17 protein-coding genes are annotated in these 21,788 nt (G+C 63.1%); 13 read left to right on the top strand and 4 right to left on the bottom strand.

Features of this window, described 5'->3' with window-relative positions; translation table 11 throughout:
• Positions 1-97 precede the first annotated feature (97 nt).
• Entirely contained in the window at positions 98-1,063 is a 966-nt protein-coding gene (locus FHS81_RS05025) for a metal ABC transporter substrate-binding protein (protein WP_183750964.1), read from the bottom strand.
• 413 nt (positions 1,064-1,476) lie between these two features.
• On the opposite strand from FHS81_RS05025, the gene FHS81_RS05020 reads away from it, so the two are divergent.
• From FHS81_RS05020 to FHS81_RS05000, 5 genes are all read left to right on the top strand, one after another.
• Positions 1,477-2,664: an MFS transporter gene (locus FHS81_RS05020; protein ID WP_183751263.1), complete on the top strand. Its 1,188-nt coding sequence runs from the start codon at positions 1,477-1,479 to the stop codon at positions 2,662-2,664.
• A 163-nt stretch (positions 2,665-2,827) separates the two neighbouring features.
• On the top strand, positions 2,828-6,202 hold the full coding sequence (locus tag FHS81_RS05015) for a DNA translocase FtsK (protein ID WP_183750963.1): 3,375 nt from the start codon (positions 2,828-2,830) through the stop codon (positions 6,200-6,202).
• Positions 6,203-6,327: 125 nt separating this feature from the next.
• Positions 6,328-7,263, top strand: coding sequence for a LolA family protein (locus tag FHS81_RS05010; RefSeq protein WP_246374735.1), 936 nt, complete (start codon positions 6,328-6,330; stop codon positions 7,261-7,263).
• Positions 7,264-7,369: 106 nt separating this feature from the next.
• The gene (xth, locus tag FHS81_RS05005) at positions 7,370-8,191 is read left to right on the top strand and encodes an exodeoxyribonuclease III (protein ID WP_183750962.1); all 822 of its coding nucleotides are present in this window, start codon (positions 7,370-7,372) and stop codon (positions 8,189-8,191) included.
• A 212-nt stretch (positions 8,192-8,403) separates the two neighbouring features.
• Positions 8,404-8,778 carry a flagellar export protein FliJ gene (locus FHS81_RS05000; protein WP_183750961.1) on the top strand — a complete coding sequence of 125 codons (375 nt, stop codon included), beginning with the start codon at positions 8,404-8,406 and terminating at the stop codon, positions 8,776-8,778.
• Between the two features lie 24 nt (positions 8,779-8,802).
• On the opposite strand, the gene FHS81_RS04995 is transcribed toward FHS81_RS05000, so the two are convergent.
• Positions 8,803-9,690: a metal ABC transporter permease gene (locus tag FHS81_RS04995; protein ID WP_183750960.1), complete on the bottom strand. Its 888-nt coding sequence runs from the start codon at positions 9,688-9,690 to the stop codon at positions 8,803-8,805.
• Positions 9,687-10,487 (bottom strand): zinc ABC transporter ATP-binding protein AztA, encoded by an 801-nt coding sequence (aztA, locus tag FHS81_RS04990; protein ID WP_183750959.1) that lies wholly within the window; start codon positions 10,485-10,487, stop codon positions 9,687-9,689. Before aztA ends, FHS81_RS04995 begins: the two co-directional genes overlap by 4 nt.
• A gap of 539 nt (positions 10,488-11,026) precedes the next feature.
• Between aztA and FHS81_RS04985 the strand changes: the two genes are divergently transcribed.
• The 5 genes from FHS81_RS04985 (at position 11,027) to FHS81_RS04965 (ending at position 17,762) form a co-directional block, all read left to right on the top strand.
• Entirely contained in the window at positions 11,027-11,686 is a 660-nt protein-coding gene (locus FHS81_RS04985) for a LysE family transporter (RefSeq protein ID WP_210281550.1), read from the top strand.
• 301 nt (positions 11,687-11,987) lie between these two features.
• Positions 11,988-13,217: a multidrug effflux MFS transporter gene (locus FHS81_RS04980; protein WP_343052420.1), complete on the top strand. Its 1,230-nt coding sequence runs from the start codon at positions 11,988-11,990 to the stop codon at positions 13,215-13,217.
• Between the two features lie 109 nt (positions 13,218-13,326).
• Positions 13,327-15,351: an excinuclease ABC subunit UvrC gene (gene uvrC, locus FHS81_RS04975; protein ID WP_183750957.1), complete on the top strand. Its 2,025-nt coding sequence runs from the start codon at positions 13,327-13,329 to the stop codon at positions 15,349-15,351.
• A gap of 99 nt (positions 15,352-15,450) precedes the next feature.
• Positions 15,451-16,131 carry a CDP-diacylglycerol--glycerol-3-phosphate 3-phosphatidyltransferase gene (gene pgsA, locus FHS81_RS04970; protein ID WP_183750956.1) on the top strand — a complete coding sequence of 227 codons (681 nt, stop codon included), beginning with the start codon at positions 15,451-15,453 and terminating at the stop codon, positions 16,129-16,131.
• A 200-nt stretch (positions 16,132-16,331) separates the two neighbouring features.
• Positions 16,332-17,762, top strand: coding sequence for an MATE family efflux transporter (locus FHS81_RS04965; RefSeq protein ID WP_183750955.1), 1,431 nt, complete (start codon positions 16,332-16,334; stop codon positions 17,760-17,762).
• 166 nt (positions 17,763-17,928) lie between these two features.
• Here the strand turns inward: FHS81_RS04965 and FHS81_RS04960 are convergent, their stop codons facing one another.
• Positions 17,929-18,804 (bottom strand): branched-chain amino acid aminotransferase, encoded by an 876-nt coding sequence (locus tag FHS81_RS04960; RefSeq protein WP_183750954.1) that lies wholly within the window; start codon positions 18,802-18,804, stop codon positions 17,929-17,931.
• Between the two features lie 254 nt (positions 18,805-19,058).
• On the opposite strand from FHS81_RS04960, the gene FHS81_RS04955 reads away from it, so the two are divergent.
• The 3 genes from FHS81_RS04955 (at position 19,059) to FHS81_RS04945 (ending at position 21,787) form a co-directional block, all read left to right on the top strand.
• Positions 19,059-19,610, top strand: a complete 552-nt coding sequence (locus FHS81_RS04955; protein ID WP_343052418.1) for a MarR family winged helix-turn-helix transcriptional regulator — start codon at positions 19,059-19,061, stop codon at positions 19,608-19,610.
• Positions 19,607-20,362, top strand: a complete 756-nt coding sequence (locus tag FHS81_RS04950; RefSeq protein WP_183750952.1) for a response regulator — start codon at positions 19,607-19,609, stop codon at positions 20,360-20,362. Before FHS81_RS04955 ends, FHS81_RS04950 begins: the two co-directional genes overlap by 4 nt.
• A gap of 90 nt (positions 20,363-20,452) precedes the next feature.
• Positions 20,453-21,787, top strand: a complete 1,335-nt coding sequence (locus FHS81_RS04945; RefSeq protein ID WP_246374811.1) for an ATP-binding protein — start codon at positions 20,453-20,455, stop codon at positions 21,785-21,787.
• Position 21,788 lies beyond the last annotated feature (1 nt).

Raw genomic sequence — 21,788 nt, 5'->3', positions numbered from 1 at the left:
ACATAAATGTCCCTGCCATGACCGTGCTGAGCCGTTCAAGAAAAAGGGGGCCGTTGGACGGCCCCCCTCGGTGTTTCGCTGTGGAAAAGCGACGATGTCAGGGTGCTGGCGTCAGTGCGCGGCCGATCTGGTCGGCGTTCCATTCGATCAGCCCGATATAGGTCGAGGCAGGCTGGCCCGGCTTTGCAAGCGCGTCCGAATAAAGGTCGCCGCCGACCTTCGCCCCGGTCTCGGAGGCGATCTGACGGATCAGCTTGTCGCTGGAGATGTTCTCCACGAATACGGCGCTGATGCCTTCCTTGCGAATCTGGTCGACGATGCGGGCAACGTCCGCGGCCGAAGCTTCCGCTTCCGTGCTGACACCTTCGGGTGCAAGGAACGTCAGCCCATAAGCGTCGCCGAAATAGCCAAAGGCGTGGTGTGACGTCACGACCTTGCGCTTGTTCTCCGGAACCGCGGCGAACTTCTCTTTCAGCTTTGCGTCGAGCACTTCGAGTTTGCCGACATAAGCGGTGGCGCGGTCACGGTAGTAGGCTGCATGCTCCGGATCGATCTTTTCGAGCGCGGAAGCCGCGTTGCGGGCATAAATGATGACGTTGCCGACATTCTGCCAGGCGTGGGGATCATATTCGCCGTGGTGATGGTGGCCGTCTTCCCCATGCGCGTGGCCTTCATGCCCGTGCTCGTGCTCGTCGGCCTTGCGTGCCTTCACGCCCTCCGAAAGCACGACACGCGGACCGGAGAAGCCGGATGCCTGCACCAGACGATCCAGCCAGGTTTCGAACGCAAGGCCGTTCTCGAACAGGACGGCGGCAGAGCCAAGCTTCTTAACGTCGGCGGGGGTCGGCTCGAAAACATGGGCGTCACTGTCGGGGCCGACAAGCGTGATGACCTTCACCCGGTCGCCGCCGATTTCCTGCACGATATCGCCGATGATGGAAAAGCTCGCCACCGCCTCGATGGGGGCTTCGGCTTTGGCATCCTGCGCGTGTGCGCCGGCTGAATATCCGGCAGCAAGCCAGAAGCTTGCAGCCGCCGCCAGCAGTGACCGTCTGTCAAACATGGATCAGCTCCTCGAAACATTGCCCGACATGGGCGTGCTCAAATATGAAACGATATAACATAATGTATACGACCAAATCACCCGGCGTTCAACCCGCATCCTCCGCCGTGAGGGTCTCCGGGTCGCGTGCTCGCAATCTCCAGGGTGCTCCAGTCTTTCATCGCTGCCGTCCTCATCTGCCGGATATGTGCCCCGGAGACACCAGCCATGCACGCGGTGCGGACGGCAAATCGAAGCTGCATGCTAGACATATTCAATGCTGCGGACGGTGGGGCGCTTCCGGATAACGCAGCACGATAATACGCTTTCGTGGCTGGAGGAAAACCAAGGTGTCCATCAAGATCGACGAACGTTCCGGGGAGGCCGCGCCGCCCAGCGTGGCGGGTGCGCCGGGGGCAGAGACGACTGCCTTCATGATCATCGCCGCGATCAGCTTCTGCCACATGCTGAATGACATCATGCAGGCGCTGTTCACGTCGATGTATCCTATCTTCAAAGAGGAATACAGCCTCGACTTTCTGCAGATCGGGATGCTCACGCTGGCATTCCAGTTTACCGCCTCGTTGTTGCAACCGCTGGTCGGCGCGGTCACGGATCGCCGCCCGATGCCGTATTCGCTGCCGCTCGGGATGGCATTCACGTTTTTCGGCCTGCTGCTTCTGGCCGCGGCACATGATTATACCGTGCTCGTGGTCGCGGCCTGTTTGATCGGCATCGGTTCGTCGGTATTCCACCCGGAGGCCTCTCGCGTGGCGCGTCTGGCCGCCGGCGGGCGTCATGGCCTGTCGCAGTCGTTGTTTCAGGTTGGCGGCAATTTCGGCACCGCCATCGGGCCGCTTCTGGCCGCCTTCGTCGTGTTGCCGCGCGGGCAGGGGAGTGTGGCGTGGTTCTCGCTCGCGGCGTTGCTTGCCATGGTGATCCTGTCGCGCGTGAGCGCGTGGTACAGCCGCTATCGCCGGGCAAATGCCAGCAGGGTTGTATCCGTGCAGGACCATGGCCTGCCGCGCCGCACGGTGCAGATCGGCATTATCGTGCTCTGCCTGCTGACGTTCTCCAAGAACGTCTACATGGCCAGCATTTCCAGCTATTACATGTTCTACCTCATCGACACTTTTGGCGTGTCGGTGCAGGACGCGCAGCTTTTCCTGTTCCTCTTCCTTGGCGCGGCGGCAGCGGGAACCGTCATCGGCGGGCCGATCGGCGACCGTTTCGGCCGCAAGGCAGTGCTGTGGTGGTCGGTTCTGGGCGCGCTGCCGTTCTCGCTGATGCTGCCGTTCGTGGATCTGTTCTGGACCGCCGTGCTGTCAGTGCTGATCGGCGGCATCATGTCATCGTCGTTCCCGGCCATCGTGGTGTTCGCGCAGGAACTGGTGCCGGGAAAAGTGGGGATGATCTCCGGCCTGTTCTTTGGGCTGGCGTTCGGCCTCGGCGGACTGGGCGCGGCGGTTCTTGGCGCGGTTGCGGACAGTCAGGGCATCGTCTTTGTCTATCAGCTCTGCTCTTTCCTGCCCGCTATCGGATTGTTGACGATATTTTTGCCGGACATCCGCCGGAAACGTCGATATGTTGCGGATAATGCCGCAAATATTTCACAAAAATGACGGATCAGTCTGTTTTTTGGGGGAAGAGCAGGGTGTGCAAACCGTGAAGTCGCGGTTGAGTTAATCCAGGCTTAACCGGGCAGCCCGTAATGTACGGCGAATCATGTTGCGGCGTGGTTTCGCGCCTCGCCTTTCCTCAACAAACGAGCCGATCTGCCGAACAATGCGAACGATTCGACGCAATACGTCCCCCACCGATGACATGCCGGATGCGCTGCGCCGTTTCCTCCTGCAGCGCACTGTCGAGTTGACGGGCTTCCTGTTGCTGGCCGTGGTCATCGCCGCCGTGCTGGCGCTGGCGACATGGTCGGTGTCCGATCCCAGTCTCACCCATGCGACGGAAGGTCGTGTGGCCAACCTGCTCGGCACGCCGGGTGCGATTTTTGCCGATCTCACCATGCAGATCTTCGGTCTCGGGACCGTGGCGCTGCTGCTTCCATGCGCCATTTGGGCCGTCCGGCTGATCGGCCGCCGGCCGCTGCCGCGTCTCGTCCTGCGGCTCGCGCTGTGGGTGCTGGGTACGGCTGCGGCGTCAGCGGTGGCGAGCGCGCTGCCCGGCACCGAGCGCTGGCCGCTGCCGTCCGGCCTCGGCGGCGTCGTGGGCGACGCGCTGCTGTTTGGCGGCAAGGGCCTCATCGGCGATGGCGGCATCGGCGGTCTCATCGTCGGTATATGCTATGCGGCTACGGCCATTCTGGCGCTGTCGGCGGCGTCCGGTCTCGGGTTGTCCGCGCAGCCGTCGCATTTCGCTGACGATGATGAGGACGATTACCGCTTCGCAGGTTCCGACGACAAGGATAGCCCCGGCTGGGGCATCGTTTCGCTGGGCGCTGTCGTGCATGGCCTGATGGTGTTGAAGGCCTCCGTCATGCGCCGTTTCCAGAAGCCCCGCGACGAGCAGACATATGCCGCACCGCGCACCGCCCGCGAGCCGTCTTTCGACGCGGGTGTGATGGATGACGGCATGGATGAGGGGTTCGCCTCCGTCTCCGCGCCTGTTGCCAGCGCCCCGCTTCGCGCTGCGCCTTCCCGTGGCGCGCCCCGCATGGATGCGCCTGTCCAGCCGCGGCCGGAGATTCCACCGGAAGTGGCGGCCTTCGCTCCCGTGCGCGAACGCCCGGTTCAGATTCATATGCCGCCGGTAGCGCAGCTTCAGCCGCAGGAACCGGCATCCTACCAGTCCACCATCGAGGATTTCGTCAGTGTTGCACCGGCCGCCATGGCAGCCGCAGGGGGAGACACTGCTGTTCCCGCATGGCGCAAGCCGTTCCAGTTGCCGCCCAACGTGCGCTTCACGCGCAGCACGGACCGTGAACTGGCCGCCCGCAATCGTGGTGCTCATGACGAAATCGGACTGCAAAATCCTGAAGCTGGTATTTCGGAAGAGGGTTATCCCGCGACCGGCCACCTTGCTGACACATATCCGGCTGGCGATCATACGCTCGATTTCGCGCCGGGCGATGCCTATGCCGCGGGTGGGGCGGAGCCTTACGTCGACACCTATGCGGAAGCTCCGCGCGCGCCTGCCCGGCAGGATCATGGCATCCAGGATCAGGATGGCTACGATCAGGAATATGACGATTACGATGGCGATCACCAGCCTGCGGATCGTCGCGAGACGGATGCCTTTGGCAGCCTGACCGAGGACGACGATCATGCCGGCTGGACGGACGAAGCAGCCTATGGCAGCTCCTCTGACCAGGACGACGCTTTCGCTGATGACGATGTTTACGAGGCTTCGTCCCCGGCGATGCCGCTTCCGGACGCCGCGCCGGTTCTGATGCGCCACAAGCGCCGCCCACCCGCGCTGGCACCTTCCAACGATGACGATCCGGACCAGCCCCGTCCTGCACGGCCGGCAGCTGCGCAAATACCTGCGCCTGTTCCAGCGCCTGTGCGTGCGCCGGTTGCGGCTGCGCGCCCCGCCAGCGTAGCGGCGGCTCCGGTCGCGGCATCCGCTTCGGCCACCACGACGCGCCGTGTGCCGGTCTCACCGCGTTCGACGTCGGATTACGAAATGCCGCCGCTGGGCATGCTGGCGCTGCCGAGTGGCCCCCGTGACACCATTTCCGAGGACGCTCTGGAGCAGAACGCGGCGCTGCTGGAAAGCACGCTCGAAGACTTTGGCGTGCGCGGCGACATCATTCATGTGCGCCCCGGCCCCGTGGTGACGCTTTACGAGCTTGAGCCTGCGCCGGGCACGAAATCCTCGCGGGTGATCTCGCTGGCGGATGACATTGCCCGTTCGATGAGCGCGGTTTCGGCGCGCGTTGCCGTGGTTCCCGGCCGTAATGCCATCGGCGTCGAGTTGCCGAATGCAAAGCGCGAGACGGTGTATCTGCGCGAGCTGCTGGCCGCAGAAGAGTTCCAGCGTTCCAAGTTCAAGCTGGCGCTGTGCCTTGGCAAAACCATCGGCGGCGAGCCGGTGATCGCGGATCTGGCGCGCATGCCGCATCTGCTTGTCGCAGGCACTACCGGCTCGGGTAAGTCTGTCGCCATCAACACCATGATCATGTCGCTGCTCTACCGTCTGAAGCCGGAAGAGTGCCGCCTCATCATGGTCGATCCCAAGATGCTCGAACTGTCCATCTATGACGGCATTCCGCACCTGCTGACGCCGGTCGTGACCGACCCCAAGAAGGCGGTTGTGGCGTTGAAGTGGGCTGTCCGCGAGATGGAGGATCGCTACAAGAAGATGTCCAAGCTGTCGGTGCGCAATATCGACGGTTTCAACACCCGCGTGCGCGAGGCGAAGGCCCGCGGCGAGGTCATCACCCGCACGGTCCAGACCGGCTTCGACCGCGATACCGGCGAGGCGATTTACGAGGACGAGGTCATGGACCTCGATCCGTTGCCCTATATCGTCATCGTCGTCGATGAAATGGCCGACCTGATGATGGTGGCGGGCAAGGAGATCGAAGGCACCATCCAGCGTCTGGCGCAGATGGCGCGTGCGGCGGGCATCCACGTCATTCTGGCCACCCAGCGCCCCTCCGTGGACGTGATCACCGGCACCATCAAGGCGAACTTCCCCACCCGCATCTCGTTCCAGGTCACGTCGAAGATCGACAGCCGCACCATTCTGGGTGAGCAGGGCGCGGAGCAGCTTCTCGGGCAGGGCGACATGCTCTACATGGCCGGCGGCGGGCGCGTGGTGCGCGTTCACGGTCCCTTCGTGTCTGACGACGAGGTGGAGAAGATCGTCGCCCATCTCAAGACGCAGGGGCGGCCGCAGTATCTTGAGGCCGTTACGGCGGATGAGGAAGCGGCTGCGGAAGGCGATGGCGCTGCGGTGTTCGACAACACAGCCAACGGTTCCGCCGGTGGTGGCAACGATCTTTACGATCAAGCCATCGCCATCGTGCTGCGTGACAAGAAGGCCTCCACGTCCTATATCCAGCGCCGTCTCCAGATCGGCTACAACCGCGCGGCCTCCATCATGGAACGCATGGAACTGGAAGGTATCGTGGGTGCGGCCAATCATGCCGGCAAGCGCGAAATTCTCGTCGGCGGCGACGATCAGGCCAATCACGGCTGAGACGCGCCGCCGGGCACGCGCTTGTGAAAACAGAATGCACTTGCAATATCGGACCTGCTTTCGCCATATCAGCCTTGTTGAATGATGTCGGCCGCAGTGGTTTGGCAGAGGTGACGCGGGTGACGATGATGAAAAGGGTTGCGTGGGATAGCGGGCTGACACGAATGCTTTTCGTCGCGTGCGCGGCGATGCTGCCCTTGTCGTCCGCCCATGCGCAGGATCCGTTGAGCCGTTTTCTGGACGGTGTCTTCAAGCAGGAACGCCCCTCCCGGCAGCCGCAACCCGCACCGCTGCCGCCGCCTCTTCCCGATCCCGCTCAGGCCGCGCCGCAGCCGCCTTTGCCGGGTGGGCCTACGCCTTCCGCGCCTGTACAGCCCGAACCGCTGGCGCAACCCGTGCAGGTGCCTTCGCAGGCCGGGGGCGTGCCGATGCCGCCGCGCCGGCCAGCCGGGTTGGGCGGAGCCGTTGCAACGCCGGCCATTGCCGCACCCACGGCGGCGCCTGTCGCCCAACCCGTTGCCACGCCGGCCCAGCAGGCTCGTGCTCCGCAGCAAGGTGCGCTTCCCGCCAATGCGTCCGAGGCGGTTGCACGGGTCAACGCCTATCTCAACAGCATCAACACGCTGAATGCGCGCTTCCTCCAGACCGGCGCGGATCGTCAGCAGGTCGGCGGCACCTTGTTCGTGCAGCGCCCCGGACGGTTGCGCTTCGCCTACGATCCGCCGAGCACGCTGGAAATCGTCGCTGATGGACGGTCGGTCGCGGTTCGCGACTCGCGGCTGCGCACAAACGATGTGTATTCCATCGGCCAGACGCCGCTGAAGTTCCTGCTGCGCGATAACGTCGATCTGGCGCGGGATGTGCGTCTGCGCGATGCCCAGATCGATCCGGGCGGGCTGGTCTCTATTTCGCTTGAGGACAGCGCCACACTCGGCGGCACGTCGCGCGTGACATTGCACTTCGATGCCCACGCCAATGTCCTGCGCGGCTGGCGGATCGTGGACCCGCAAGGATACGAGACCGAGGTCGCGTTGTCGGGCGTCGAGGTGGCGCGGCGCTGAGTAGGCGAGGGGGCAATTCCGGTAATCCGGTAAATCCCCGGTTGTGTCGGTGGGCGCGGCGTTGCAAGCTCATGCACCCTGTTTCCCGAACCTCGCAAGGCCAGCCGTGTCGTTCACGCTCACCACCTGGAATATCAACTCCGTCAGACTGCGCATCGATCAGGTCATCCGGTTTCTCGTCGAGAACGAACCGGATGTTCTCTGCCTGCAGGAAACCAAGTGCCCCAACGATCACTTCCCGTCTGCGGCGTTCAAGACGCTGGGCTACCAGTACATCGCGCTGAACGGGCAGAAGGGGTATCACGGCGTCGCCACGATCTCGCGCATCCCGTTCACGGAGACGCAGGCGCTGCGTTTCTGCGACAAGGACGATTCGCGGCATATGACGGTGGAATTGGGCGGCACGGGGACACCGGGCGGCTCGCGCGGCGTGCGCATCCACAATTTTTACGTGCCAGCCGGCGGGGATGCCCCGGACCCGGAAATCAACCCGCGATTCGCGCACAAGCTCGCATTTCTCGACGAACTGGTCGAATGGCACGAGGCGACGCGGCCGGCGGATCGCCCGAGTGTGCTGGTCGGTGATCTCAACATCGCGCCTTACGAAACAGATGTCTGGAATCACAAGGCATTGCTCGGCGTGGTCAGCCACACGCCGGTCGAGACGGAACGGCTGGAGGCATTCCGCCGCATGACCGGCTACGTGGACGCGGTGCGCGCGCTGCGGCCGGAGCCGGAAAAGGTTTTCACGTGGTGGAGTTACCGCTCGCCCGATTGGTCGGCGGCGGACAAGGGGCGGCGGCTGGATCACGTCTGGCTGGCGCCAGACATTGCCCCTGCGCTTGAAACCGCCGCTATCGCAAGAGACGTTCGTGGCTGGGAGCGTCCGTCCGATCATGCGCCCGTCACGGTACGGCTGTCGCTGTAGAGCGGTTTATAGTCGAGATACCCGCTGAGGCGCGCAAGACTCTTACCGAATGGTACAAGACTCTTACCGAATGGTATAAGTCCCTATATTTGCGCCAAAAATCGTCTTTTGGCGCTTGGTTGGTAAGGAAGGATCAACCTGTATCCGTAAATATGGTGACGAAGACAGTCTCCAGCCGGCATCCGGCGGAGCCGACGGGAGCACTATCGGCGATGAAACCTCGCAGCGGCATCATTCAGTTGAAGACCTTCCACGTTCAGGAAAGACGCCGGCGCGTCGCGCAGATCGAGGCGATGATCGCCGACTTCATGCGCATGGCGGAAGATCTCGACAAGGAGATCGCCCACGAAGAGCAGCGCTCGGGCATTTCAGACCACAACCATTTCGCCTATCCCACCTATGCCAAGGCGGCGGCGCAGCGGCGGGATAATCTCGTTCAGTCGGCCGAGGATCTGAAGTCGCAGCTCAACGATGCGCTGGCGGATCTGGATGACGCACTCAGCGAATTGCGCCGGGCCGAGGCGCTCGACGACCGCGAGTCGGTGCGCGAGCAGCCGGCCATGCGGGGCATCAGCGCTTCGCTGTGATAATGCGCAGGCGGCGGGGCCGGATTATCCGGCCCGGTGGCGCAGCGTGATGAGGGATGCGGCGAGGCTGTCGAAGCGGCCCGCCACAACCGACAGAATATAAAGCCCGCCCGCCGCCAGAATGATGGCGGAAGAGGCGGGTGCGTGCCAGTGATAGGACGCCAGCAGCCCGGCGACGCTGGCGACAATGCCGAATACAATGGCGATGGCCATCTGCCCCGGCGCGCTCTGGAACCAGAAGCGGGCCGCCACTGCCGGCAGCATGATGAGGCCCACCACCATCAGCGTGCCGAGCGCCTGAAAGCCGCCGACGAGATTGAACACCACCAGCGCGATGAAGGTGACGTGAACCACGGAGCCGAGACCGACCGGCCCGAAGCCGCCGACCGCGCGCAGGAACCCGGGATCGAGACATTCGATGATCAGCGGGCGATAAATGATTGCAAGCACGATCAGTGTTACGGTGCTGATCGAAACGATTAGCAAGAGTGCCGCATCGTCCAGCGCCAGTACCGACCCGAACAGGACATGCAGCAGATCGACGCTGGAGCCGCGCATGGATACGATCAACACGCCAAGGCCCAGTGAAATTAGATAGAAGGCGGCGAAACTGGCATCTTCACGCAGCGGCGTAGCGCGCGAAACGAGGCCCGCGAGCACGGCAACGGCCAGCCCGGTGGCGACACCGCCGATCGTCATGGCCACGAGGGAGAGGCCGGCGACGAGAAAGCCGATCGCCGCCCCGGGCAGAATAGCGTGGGCCAATGCGTCGCCCATCAAACTCATGCGGCGCAAAACCAGCAGAACGCCGAGCGGCCCACCGCCAAAGGAGAGGGCCAGACACCCCGCGAGCGCCCGGCGCATGAAGCCGTATTCGACAAATGGTGCGATCAGCGCATCATACAGCATCATGCGGCCTGATGATCGCAGAACGGCGCGTTGTCGTCGAAGCCCTCGCACATGCGCCGGGCCGTCAATAGGTTGGTGCCGGTCAGCACATCCTCGGTCTTTCCCCACGCCACTTCAGAGCGCGCCAGCAGGAGCGCCTGCGGAAAGTGTTCGCGAACCAGATCGATGTCATGCAGCACGGCAATGATGGTGCGGTTCTCGCCATGCCAATGCTTGACTACATCGATGAGGTCCGTCGTTGTCTTCATGTCGAGTGCCGTGAACGGCTCGTCGAGCAGCAGCAACCGTGCATCCTGCAACAGCATGCGCGCAAACAGCGCCCGCTGGAACTGACCGCCGGAAAGCGTGCTGATCGGGCGCTCGGCAAGGCCGGACAAGCCAACCGTGGTGATGGCGTCATTGACGCGGTGAAGCTGATCGCGGCCAATGCGGCGGAAAGCGCCGCAACGCCGCCACAGGCCCATGGCGACGAGATCGAGCACGGTGATGGGAAACGTGCGATCCACTTCGCTGATCTGCGGCAGGTAAGCGATGTCCCGGCGGTTGATGCCGGCAATCTCGATGCGGCCTGTTGCAGGACGCAAGGCACCCATGATGGCCTTGAGCAACGTCGATTTACCCGCGCCATTGGGGCCGACGATGGCAGTCAGCGAGCCGGGCGCAAAATTGCCGGACAAGTGGTGCACGGCAGGGTGGCGGCGATAGGCGACGGTGAGATTATCGAGCCGGATGCCGGGCGCGGGCGCCTGATCGCGGCTGGAGCGATGTGTATGGGTATGGGAACAGTGATCGTGTGCCATGTCGTCAGGTCCGGTTCCCGTCACAGCCAGCCCATGGCCCAGAAGGCGATGCACCAGAGCAGAATCGACACGATGACCGCAGCCGCCAGCCGTTCGGCCATTGCGCTCCGCAACACGGACACGCTCGTAAAGGATGTTCCTGTGACGGACGCCTTTGGAATGGATCCCGCTTGGTGCTTGATTTCGCCAGACAAAGAATCCTCGCCCGCCTGCTGATGGTGGTGACAGTCCTGAATATGGCGAATATGTTACATTATAACGCCCTCGCGTTGCAACTTTTATTCCTCCACCCGCGCTGTGCGGGCGCGCACATGCCGGCATCCATTGCCGGCATCCATTGGCGTCATCCATTCGTTGGCGTATGTCGGCCGGGTTGGCTTGTCGCCTTGCGGTTTCCGCCTCGTTGGCGGCGTCTATCCGGGAGCGTCGGCATCTGTTAGCTTGCGCCGCACGGCGACTCCAGACGAGACTCGACTCCACACGAGGAACTCAAGGAACGAGTGGCCGCATCCATTCGAGAGAGGACGATTCCGGTGTTTTTGGCCGAACTTCTTACGCTCGCCGGCGTGATGCTGCTGGCTTGCATCAGCCCCGGACCCGATTTCATCGCCATCACGTCGCACGCCCTCAACGGCAGGCGGGCAGGTGTGGGCGCGGCGCTTGGCGTTACTGCCGCCTGCACCGTCTGGGCGACCCTTGCTGTTTTTGGTCTCGGCGTCGTTCTGGCGCGCATGGCATGGGGCTATGAGGTGCTGCGCCTGGTGGGCGCGGCCTATCTGGTTTATCTGGGCGTGCGCATGCTATATGGCCTGCGCGAGCGGCAGGGATCTGCGTCCGAAATATCGGCCACCCCGTCCACCACTGCAGGGGGCATAAGCGCAGGGGGAACAAGGGCGGGTGGCATGGCTTTCCTGCCTTCCGTGCGCCGGGGCTTTCTGGTCGGCATGACAAATCCCAAGTCGATGGCATTTTTCGGCAGTCTGTTCGTCACCGTGCTGCCTGTCGGCGCTCCTGCATGGGTTTATGGCGCGACGGTTGGCGTCGTCATCGTGGTGGCGCTGGGCTGGTTCACGACTCTTGCCATCATCTTCTCGTCACCAGCCGTGCGCACGGTGTACGCGCGGTTGCGCCGACCGTTCGACGCCGTGATGGGCGCGGCATTGATCGCGCTGGGCGTGAGGCTTGCTGCCAGCCGCTAAAGCGTTTTCAAGCAAAGTGGATACCGCTTTGCGTGAAGAAAACGCGTCAAACCAAAAGGATAGAACATTTTGGCGTTTCAACGAAATGCCGAAATCCTCTAGTGCAGTTTGCGTTCAGGTCGATCTACCGAAGTGAACGCAAGTTGCAGAAAAATATACAACTGAGAGCGTCGGCCGTTCCGGCAGGCGCGTGTCTTTTTTGATGCTTGCCTTCTTTAAGCCGATTCACTCGTCCGGGCGCGCAATGCGCCGTCAGCCAGCCATTCAGGGACGTTGCCATTCAATGACGCAGCCGCAATCCGTGTCCAATAAAGCCGTTCGCGCGCCCGGCTTCGTCGAGTTCGTGGTGCTTGTCGCCCTGATGATGGCTCTTGTCGCCCTGTCCATCGACAACCTGCTGCCAGCCTTCGTTCCCATTCAGCACGAGTTCCATCTCGCCAGTGCGAATGAGGTGCAGTACATGATTTCCAGCTACATGGCGGGGTTTGCCATCAGCCAGCTCTTCTATGGGCCGCTGTCGGACGCTTACGGGCGCAAGCCTGCCATGCTGACGGGCATGGCGATCTATGCCGTGGGCACTGTGCTGGCCATCGCGGCGAACAGCTTCGAAATGCTGCTGCTGGCGCGGGCCGTGCAGGGCATCGGCGGCGCATCCTCGCGCGTGCTGGTGACGGCTATCGTCCGTGACCGTTATCAGGGCGAGGAGATGGCGCGTGTCATGTCCTTCGTCATGATGGTGTTCATCATCGGCCCCGTCATCGCGCCCGGCAGCGGCGCGCTCATTCTGGCCATCGGCTCGTGGCGTTTCATCTTCGTCAGCATGCTGGTGATGGCGCTGGTCGTCGGCTTCTGGTTCGCGCTGCGGATGCCGGAGACGCTACGGCCCGAAAATCGCACGAAGGCATCTTTTGCCGGCGCGTGGAACAACCTGCGCCTATGCCTCGGCAACCCCGTGACAATGGGCTACACGCTGGCGATGAGCCTCGTGCTGGGCTCGCTGTTCGGCTATATCACATCGGCGCAGCAGATTTTCGAGACGGAAGTCTACGCGCTCGGCGGCTGGTTTCCGGTTGTCTTCGGCGTGGTTGCCGCTGTCATGGGTGTGGCATCGTTCGTCAATGCCTGGCTCGTGCGGCGTGTGGGGCTGAAGCGGCTGGCGTGGAACGGCACTCTGGCCTTCACGCTGACGGCGCTGGCGCTCGTGATCGTGGTGCTGGCATGGGGCGGCCCGCCGCCGCTCGTGATTTTCGCCGGGTTTCTGGCGCTGCTGAACTTCTTTTTCAGCCTCACCGCTCCCAACTTCAATGCGCTGGCCATGCGGCCCATGGGACGTATGGCAGGCACGGCGTCGTCCTTTATCGGCGCAGCGACAACCGCTCTCGGCACCCTGTGCGGCGTCATCATCGGCCAGCTTTATGACGGCACGGTGCTGCCGCTGGCGCTGGGATATCTGGTGCTGGGGCTGGCCGCAGCCTTCGTCGTAAAGTGGACCGAAAGACACGATACCGAAGATGCGCAGCCGCCGCACTGATGCAATTGCCGGCATGGGCAACTACATTCAGCCCCACGCGCGCCGACGACCGGCCGTGGGCGCGGGTTTGGGATAAGTTTTCGGGGAAGCAGGTTTTTCGCCAGCAAGCATGATACATAAAGACGACACGCCCACGAACGCCGCCGCTGCCACGCTTGCGGCTGACGATGATCTGACAATCGAAACCGATCTGTGGGCCGAGGACGCGAGCGCCCCGCCGTCGCTGCGCGCGGGGGCGGAGGTGATCCGCCGTTTCTGGAAAACCCTGCCGCATGCGCCCGGCGTCTACCGCATGATCGACGCCAACGGCCATGTGCTTTATGTCGGCAAGGCGCTGGATCTGAAGAAACGTGTGGCGTCTTACGTGCGCGGCATCGGCCATGGCGGCCTGCGCACCATGCGCATGATCGCCGAGACGGTGGCGATGGAGTTCATCACCACCGACACGGAAACCGCCGCGCTGCTGCTGGAAGCCAATCTCATCAAGCAGTTGCGTCCGCGCTATAACGTGTTGATGCGGGATGATAAATCGTTTCCGTATATCTTGCTGACCGGCGACCACGCGGCGCCGCAACTGGTCAAGCATCGCGGCGCGCGGGTGCGCAAGGGGCGCTACTTCGGCCCCTTCGCCGATGGCGGCGCGGTGAACCGCACCGTCAATGCGCTGCAACGGGCCTTTCTGCTGCGCACGTGCACGGACAGCTATTATGAAAACCGCACGCGTCCGTGCCTGCTGTTCCAGATCAAACGCTGCGCGGGGCCGTGCACGGGTGAGATCTCGCAGGAGGATTATGCCAAGCTCGTCGATGAGGCGGGGGACTTCCTCACCGGCCGTTCCATCGCGGTGAAACGCCGCCTCGCGCACGAGATGCAGGAGGCAGCCGAGGCGCTGGAATATGAGCGTGCGGCGCGGTATCGGGATCGTCTGGCGGCGCTGTCGGCGGTGCAGGGTACGCAGAACATCAACCCCCAGACGGTGGAAGAGGCGGATGTCTTCGCCATTGCGTCGGAAGCCGGCATGTTCTGCGTGCAGGTGTTCTTCTTCCGCAACAGCCAGAACTGGGGCAACCGTTCCTACTTCCCCCGCGCGGATCGCAACCTGCCGGAGGAGGAGGTGCTATCGGCGTTTCTGGCGCAGTTCTATGAGGATAAGCCGTGCCCGCGCCTCGTGCTGCTGTCGCACAAGCCGACCGAATGCGCGCTGTTGCAGGAGGCGCTGTCCGACCATGCCGGCCACAGGGTTGAGGTGGCGGTGCCCAAAAGAGGTGAGAAATATACGCTTGTGGCCCACGCGCACCGCAACGCGCAGGAGGCGCTGGCGCGCAAGCTTGCCGATACGGCATCGCAGGACAAGCTGCTCGGCGCAGTGGCGCAGGCTTTCGGGCTGGAGCGCCCGCCCCGGCGGATCGAGGTCTACGACAACTCGCACATCATGGGCACCAACGCTGTCGGGGCGATGATCGTGGCCGGGCGCGAGGGCTTCATGAAGCCGCATTATCGCACCTTCAACATCCGTTCCACCGATATCACCCCCGGCGACGACTTCGGCATGATGCGCGAGGTGCTGCAACGCCGCTTCACACGTCTCGTCAAGGAAGGCGCGCGTCTCATCGAGGCAGCCCCTGTCGATCCGGAATTTGCCGGCGACGACGAGGTTGCGGATGAGGGCGCTTTCCCCTCATGGCCCGATCTGCTGCTCATCGACGGCGGGCAGGGGCAGGTGGGGGCCGTGCGCGCGACGCTGAAGGAACTCGGCGTTTCCGACGTGCCGGTGGTGGGCGTTGCCAAGGGTGTCGACCGCGATGCCGGCCGGGAGACGTTTTTTGTGGAAGGGCGTGCCCCCTTCCGCTTGCCGCCGCGCGACGCCACGCTTTATTATGTGGAACGGCTACGGGATGAGGCGCACCGTTTCGCCATCGGCACGCATCGGGCGCGGCGCAAGCGGGAGTTCACCAAAAGCCCGCTCGACGAGATTGCGGGCATTGGCCCCGCGCGCAAGCGGGCGCTGCTGCTGCATTTCGGCACGGCGAAGGCGGTGTCGCAGGCATCGCTGGAGGATTTACGCAGCGCGCCGGGAATTAATGCGGCGACGGCGGGAATGGTCTATAGGTTCTTTCACGACCGGGACGGATGACCGTCCGCAGGCGCTTCCTTCACTCGCCAGGCGCGTCCGTCGCTCGCGGTGGGGCTGCGCAGGGTTTCCCGGGTATTGGTTTCACGCAGTGGATCAGGCATGACGACGACCCCCCCAGACGCTTCCTCACTCGCTCCTGCTCCGCGCAAGGCCGGCCGTCTCTCCGGCCCATATAGCCTGCCGAACCTGCTCACTTATGGTCGCATCGTCGCGGTGCCGGCGGTGGTCGTGTGCCTGTTCTGGCCCGACGAGGCCGAAATGCGCTGGATCGCATTGGGCATCTTCGTCGCCGCCGCGATCACCGATTATCTGGACGGTTATCTGGCGCGTGCCTGGGCGCAACAGTCGGCGCTGGGCCGCATGCTGGACCCTATCGCCGACAAACTGCTGGTCGCTGCCTCGCTGTTGATGCTGGTGGCGGACGGCACTATCCGCAGTTGGTCGCTGTGGGCGGCGATCATCATTCTGTGTCGCGAGATTCTCGTCTCCGGCCTGCGGGAATTTCTGGCCGAACTGCGCGTCAGCGTGCCGGTGACGCGGGTGGCGAAATGGAAAACGGCGGCGCAGTTGCTGGCGCTGTCGTTTCTGATTGCGGGCAAGGCCGGCGAGGCGGTGCTGCCCGGCACGCTGCCGATCGGCATCGGTTTGCTGTGGATAGCGGCGCTGCTGACGCTCTATACGGGCTGGGATTATCTCACGCACGGCATCAGCCACATCCTCGCCCGGGATGCCGCCACCGCTCAGGCGAATAACGCGAAGGGCGACGCCGCGCACGACTGAGGCCACCTAGAGCCTTTCGGCATTTCGTTGAAACGCCGAAAGGCTCTATCTTTTTGGTTTGACGCGTTTTCTTCACACAAAGTGGTATCCACTTTGCTTGAAAACGCTTTAACGGCCTGCGCGCGATATGCCAGACGCATAACGCCCATGTCGCTGACTGTCATGGTGTCTGCACGCATTGTCAGCTATTGACGCGCATTATGGCAGATACGCAGGCGCTGGCGGGCGCGGATAACCGTCCCGGTCGCGGTTACGACTTATGGATGCGCGAGCTGCGCGCAACGATGGTGCTGGGATGGCCGCTGGCGTTGAGCACGCTGGCGCAGATGGCGGTCATGATCACCGATGTGATCTTCATCGGCCGCCTTGGTGCGCAGGCGCTTGCCGCCGCCACGCTCGCGACCAACCTTTATCATCTGGTGATGCTGTTCTCGCTCGGGCTGCTGATGGCCGCGCCGCCGATGATCGCGCGCGAGCTGGGACGCAACCGTTTTGCTGTCGGCGAGGTGCGCCGCACCGTGCGGCAGGGGCTTTGGTCAGCCATCATCGTATTCATCCCCTGCGCGGTGTTGTTGTGGAACGGTGAGCGGCTGTTGCTGCTGATCGGCGAGCCGGCGGATCTGTCGGCGATGGCGGGCGGTTATCTGCGCGCCTTCCTCTGGGGGCTGCTGCCGTTCCTCGGCTTCATCGTGCTGCGCTCTTTCGTGGCGGCGCTGGAGCGCCCGCAGTGGGCGCTGGTGGCGGCTGTGGCGTCGATCATCTTCAACATTATCGGCAACTGGCTGCTGGTGTTCGGCAATCTCGGCTTTCCCCGGCTGGAGGTCGTCGGGTCCGGCATTGCCAGCGCCTGCGCCAACCTGTTGCTGTTCGTGGTGCTTTTAATCGTCGTGCTGCGGGATCGGCGCTTTCGCCGCTACCAGGTGTTCGGGCGCTTCTGGCAGGCGGACTGGCCGAGGTTCACGGCCTTCTGGCGGCTGGGCCTGCCGATCGCACTCGTCTCGACGCTGGAAGTCAGCGTCTTCAACGCCGCTGCCTTCATGATGGGCTGGATCGGCGAGGCCTCTCTGGCGGCGCATGCCGTGGCCATCCAGCTTGTCGGCGTGGCGTTCATGGCAGTGGTGGGGCTGTCGCAGGCGGTAACGGTGCGCGTGGGCCGGGCCTTTGGCGCGGGCGACGCGGATGGCGTGATGCGCGCCGGCTGGGTGGGGTTTGGCGTTGGCATGGTCATCATGGTCATCTCCGGCCTGACGATGACGCTGATACCCGAAACACTTGCCGGCATCTTCCTCGACACCAGCGACCCTGCCAACGCCCGCGCGGTGCAACTGGCTGTGACGTTCCTTGCGCTGGCGGCGATTTTCCAGCTCGCGGATGGTGCGCAGGTGCTCGGAATCGCCGCCTTGCGCGGCCTACACGATACGCGCATGCCGATGATCTACGGCATCATCGGCTATTGGCTGGTTGGCCTGCCGCTGAGTGTCTACCTGGCTTTTGGCGCCGGGCTGGGCGGCGCGGGCATCTGGACCGGGCTGACAGTGGGGCTTTGCGTCGTCGCCGTGCTGATGATGGCCCGGTGGATGCGGCGCGTGCAACTCGGCCTGCTGCAAGGCACGAAAGCGCCGCCTGCATAAAAAACCGCGCCGATTAAAGCGTTTTCAAGCAAAGTGGATACCGCTTTGCGTAAAGAAAACGCGTCAAACCAATAAGATAGAGCATTTCGGCGTTTCAACGAAATACCGAAATGCTCTAAAGTCGGCGCGGGATCAAAATTTTTCTTTAACAGGCTTTATCAGCGACTTATTTGCCCTGAACCAGATTCTCGTAATCGTTCAGCAACGTTGTGGTGATCTCGCCGGGCGTGAACTTGTGCTCGCCGATCTCGGACACCGGCGTCACTTCCGCCGCCGTGCCGGTGACGAAGCTTTCCGTGAACGTAGACAGTTCTTCCGGCAGAATAGCCCGCTCGACAACAGGGATGCCACGCTTCTTCGCCAGTTCGATCACGGTCTGACGCGTGATGCCGTTCAGGATGCCTTCGGGATCGGGCGTGTGCAGTTCGCCGTTCTTGACAAAGAAGATGTTCGCGCCCGTGCACTCGACCACACGGCCACGCCAGTCGAGGAACAGCGCGTCGGAATAGCCCTGCCGCTCGGCCTCATGCTTGGAAATGGTGGCGATGGAGTAAAGCGCCGCTGCCTTGGCGGTGGAAGGGGCGGTTGCCGGGTCCGGGCGGCGATAGCGGGCAAAGGCGAGGCGAATGCCCTTCATCCGCTCCTCGCGGGTGAAGTAGCTCGGCCAAACCCATGCGGCGATGGCAAGGTGGATGCTGTTCTTCTGCGCCGAAACGCCGAGCGCCTCGGCACCGCGCCATGCGATGGGGCGGATGTAGGCGTCGACGAGGCCGTTTTCCTTTAGCACCAGCTCCTTGGCCGCGTCGATTTCCTCGGCGGTGAAGGGAATCTCGAAATCGAGCTGCCGACCAGAGTTGAGCAGCCGCTCGCTATGCTGGCGCGACTTGAAAATAACGCCGTTGTAGGCGCGTTCGCCCTCGAAGACGGCCGAGGCATAATGCAGGCCGTGGGTGAGCACCGGGATGTTCGCCTCTTCACGTGGCACGAGCTTGCCATCGATCCAGATGACGTCCTTCTTGTTTTCTTGCGGTGAGACCGACATGAAACTACTCCGAAATCTTCTTGCGGACGGTTCGGGAATCAGGATGCGGACCGGGGCGGTCGTTGGCGATGAAGGCATTCAGCGCGCGAGGGCCAATCCGTATTATTTCCTTTCGCGGAAACCGCTTGACGGGTAACAATCTTCCTGAAATATGTCAATAAGGCTGACATAAATGTTTTTCACTCTTTCCTCGCTACCTCTGTATGTTGCATGACTGCACAAATTTTCATCAGACGCAATCCAGGGAAAGCCTTGTGACGACAGCCACCGTTTCCACCCGGTCAGACAGCGCCGCGGATGCCGGCGACGTATCCGGCCCGCCATCCGATACGCCGACCGGCAACGACATCGTCGAATTGTTGTTTTTCGCCTATCGGGACTTCGTCAGCGACCCGGACAGGCTGTTGACCGAGTACGGTTTCGGCCGCGCGCATCACCGGGTGCTGCATTTCGTGGAACGCGTTCCCGGCATGACGATTGCCGAGATGCTCGACATTCTTGGCATCACCAAGCAAAGTCTGAACCCGATTCTGAAGGATCTTGTCGAAAAAGGCTATATCGTGCAACGTACCGGCACGGCGGACAGGCGGCAGCGGCTGCTCTATCCGACGGACAAGGGGAGGGCGCTCTCGCTGGCGCTCACCGCGCCGCAGCTTCAGCGCATCGCCCGCGCGCTGGACGGGCTGGAGCCGGACGTGAAGAGCAAGGTAACCGCGTTTCTGTTTTCCATGATCAACGATGACGATAGGGACGATGTCTCCCGCATCGTGTGGAAAACAGCCGACGGGGAGGAGCAGGTGCAATGATCGACGCGACCGAAGACGATGCCCCGGTGGAAGGATTGCCCGACGACGCACCGCACGTGCTGGTGGTCGACGATGACCGCCGGTTGCGCTCGTTGCTGTCGCGCTTCCTGACCGGAAACGGCTACAGGGTGACGGTGGCCGCCAATGCGGCGGCGGCCGAATCGACGCTCGGCTCGCTGATTTTCGATGCGCTGGTGCTGGATGTCATGATGCCCGGTGAAAACGGCTTCGACTTCGCCCGTCGCTGGCGGCAAAAGTCGGCGGTGCCGATCCTGATGCTGACCGCCCGCAGCGACGGCGCCGACCGGGTGACGGGGCTGGAGATCGGCGCGGACGATTATCTCGGCAAGCCTTTCGAGCCGCGCGAGCTGCTGCTGCGCCTTGCCAACATTATCAAGCGCAACGTCGCCAGCGAAGCGCCCGGTGCGGCCCGCGCCACGCCGGAGGCTATCCGTTTTGGCGGGTTCATCTTCCGGTTCGACCGGGGCGAGTTGCGTCTGGGTGACGAGATCGTGCGCATCACCGAGCGTGAGCGCGACATCCTCACCATTCTGGGCGAGGCGGGCGGCGAACAGGTGGCGCGCGAGGATCTGGCCGGCAACGCTGCCGCCAACGCAGGCGCGCTGGCCAATGACCGCAACGTCGATGTGCAGATCAACCGTCTGCGACGCAAAATCGAGCGCGATCCGGCCAACCCGGTTTATCTGCAAACGGTGCGCGGCGTCGGCTACCGTCTGCTGATCGACCGATAGCGCGGGGGCGGCGCGATGAACGGCCCGATCAGCCAGCCCGGCATGGCGGCTCGCGCCGCTGGAACAGTGCGGACGGCGTGGAAAACCGCGATGAAAGGTCCGCGCCGATTGTTCGGCTGGCTGGGCGAGGTGATGCCGAAGGGACTGTTCGTCCGCTCGCTCATCATCATCATCGCGCCGGTCGTCATCCTTCAATCCGTCGTGGCCTATGTGTTTCTGGAGCGCCATTGGCAGCTCGTCACGCGCCGGCTGTCGTCGGCCGTCAGCTCGGATATCGCGGCGCTCATCGATATCTACGAAGTATCTCCCCAGGCGCGCATGACCTCGGAGCTTGTGCGCATCGCGCAGGACAAGCTGGGCCTCGAAGTTGAGTTTCTGCCGGGTACGGAGTTGCCGCCGCAGGGGCCGAAACCGTTCTTCTCCATTCTCGATGAGGTGCTGTCCGAAGAGATTAGCCGGCAGGTTGCGCGGCCGTTCTGGATCGATACGGTCGGGCGCTCCAACCTCATCGAAATTCGTATCCTGCTCGACAACGATGTCGTCATGCGCGTATTCGCGCGGCGCAGCCTGGCTTATGCATCCAACTCCCACATCTTCCTTATCTGGATGCTGGGCACGTCATTCGTGCTGGTGACGATTGCCGTATTGTTCCAGTTCAACCAGATTCGCCCCATTCTGCGGCTGGCGGATGCCGCCGAGGCGTTCGGCATGGGGAGGGACGTCGATTTTCGCCCACGCGGCGCGCGTGAAGTGCGGCGCGCGGGCCGAGCCTTCATTGAGATGAAGCGGCGAATCGAACGCTCCATCGATCAGCGTACCACCATGCTGAATGGCGTCAGCCACGATCTGCGGACCATCCTCACGCGTTTCAAGCTGTCGCTGTCGTTGATGCGCAATAGCCCGGACGTGCAGGATCTGCGCAAGGACGTCGATGAAATGGGCAACATGCTGGAGGCCTATCTCGCCTTCGCGCGCGGCGATGCGGGCGAGCAGTCGCGGCCTGCCGACATCGCCGCAATGCTGGAAACGCTGCAGTCCGATTATGCGCGGCAGGGGCGCAACATTTCCGTCAGCGTGGTCGGCGATGTGGTTGTAACCGTCAGGCCGCTGGCCTTCCAGCGTCTCGTCGCCAATCTCGTCGCCAATGCGGTGCGTTATGGCGACAAGGTCAACATCACCGCCACGCGCCAGTCGCGCTGGTTGACGATCGCGGTGGAGGACGACGGGCCGGGGATCGAACCTGAACTGCGGGAGGAAGCGTTCAAGCCATTCCTGCGGCTGGATACGGCGCGCAACGTCGATGACGGCGGTACGGGCCTCGGGCTCGCCATCGCACGCGACATCGTGCGGTCGCATGGCGGCGAGATCGAACTATCGGATAGCCCGCTTGGAGGGCTGAAAGCGACGATTCGTGTGCCGGTTTAAC

Source organism: Pseudochelatococcus contaminans (genome assembly GCF_014195635.1).
Lineage (GTDB): Bacteria > Pseudomonadota > Alphaproteobacteria > Rhizobiales > Beijerinckiaceae > Pseudochelatococcus > Pseudochelatococcus contaminans.
This window is presented reverse-complemented; position numbering and strand designations above follow the sequence as displayed.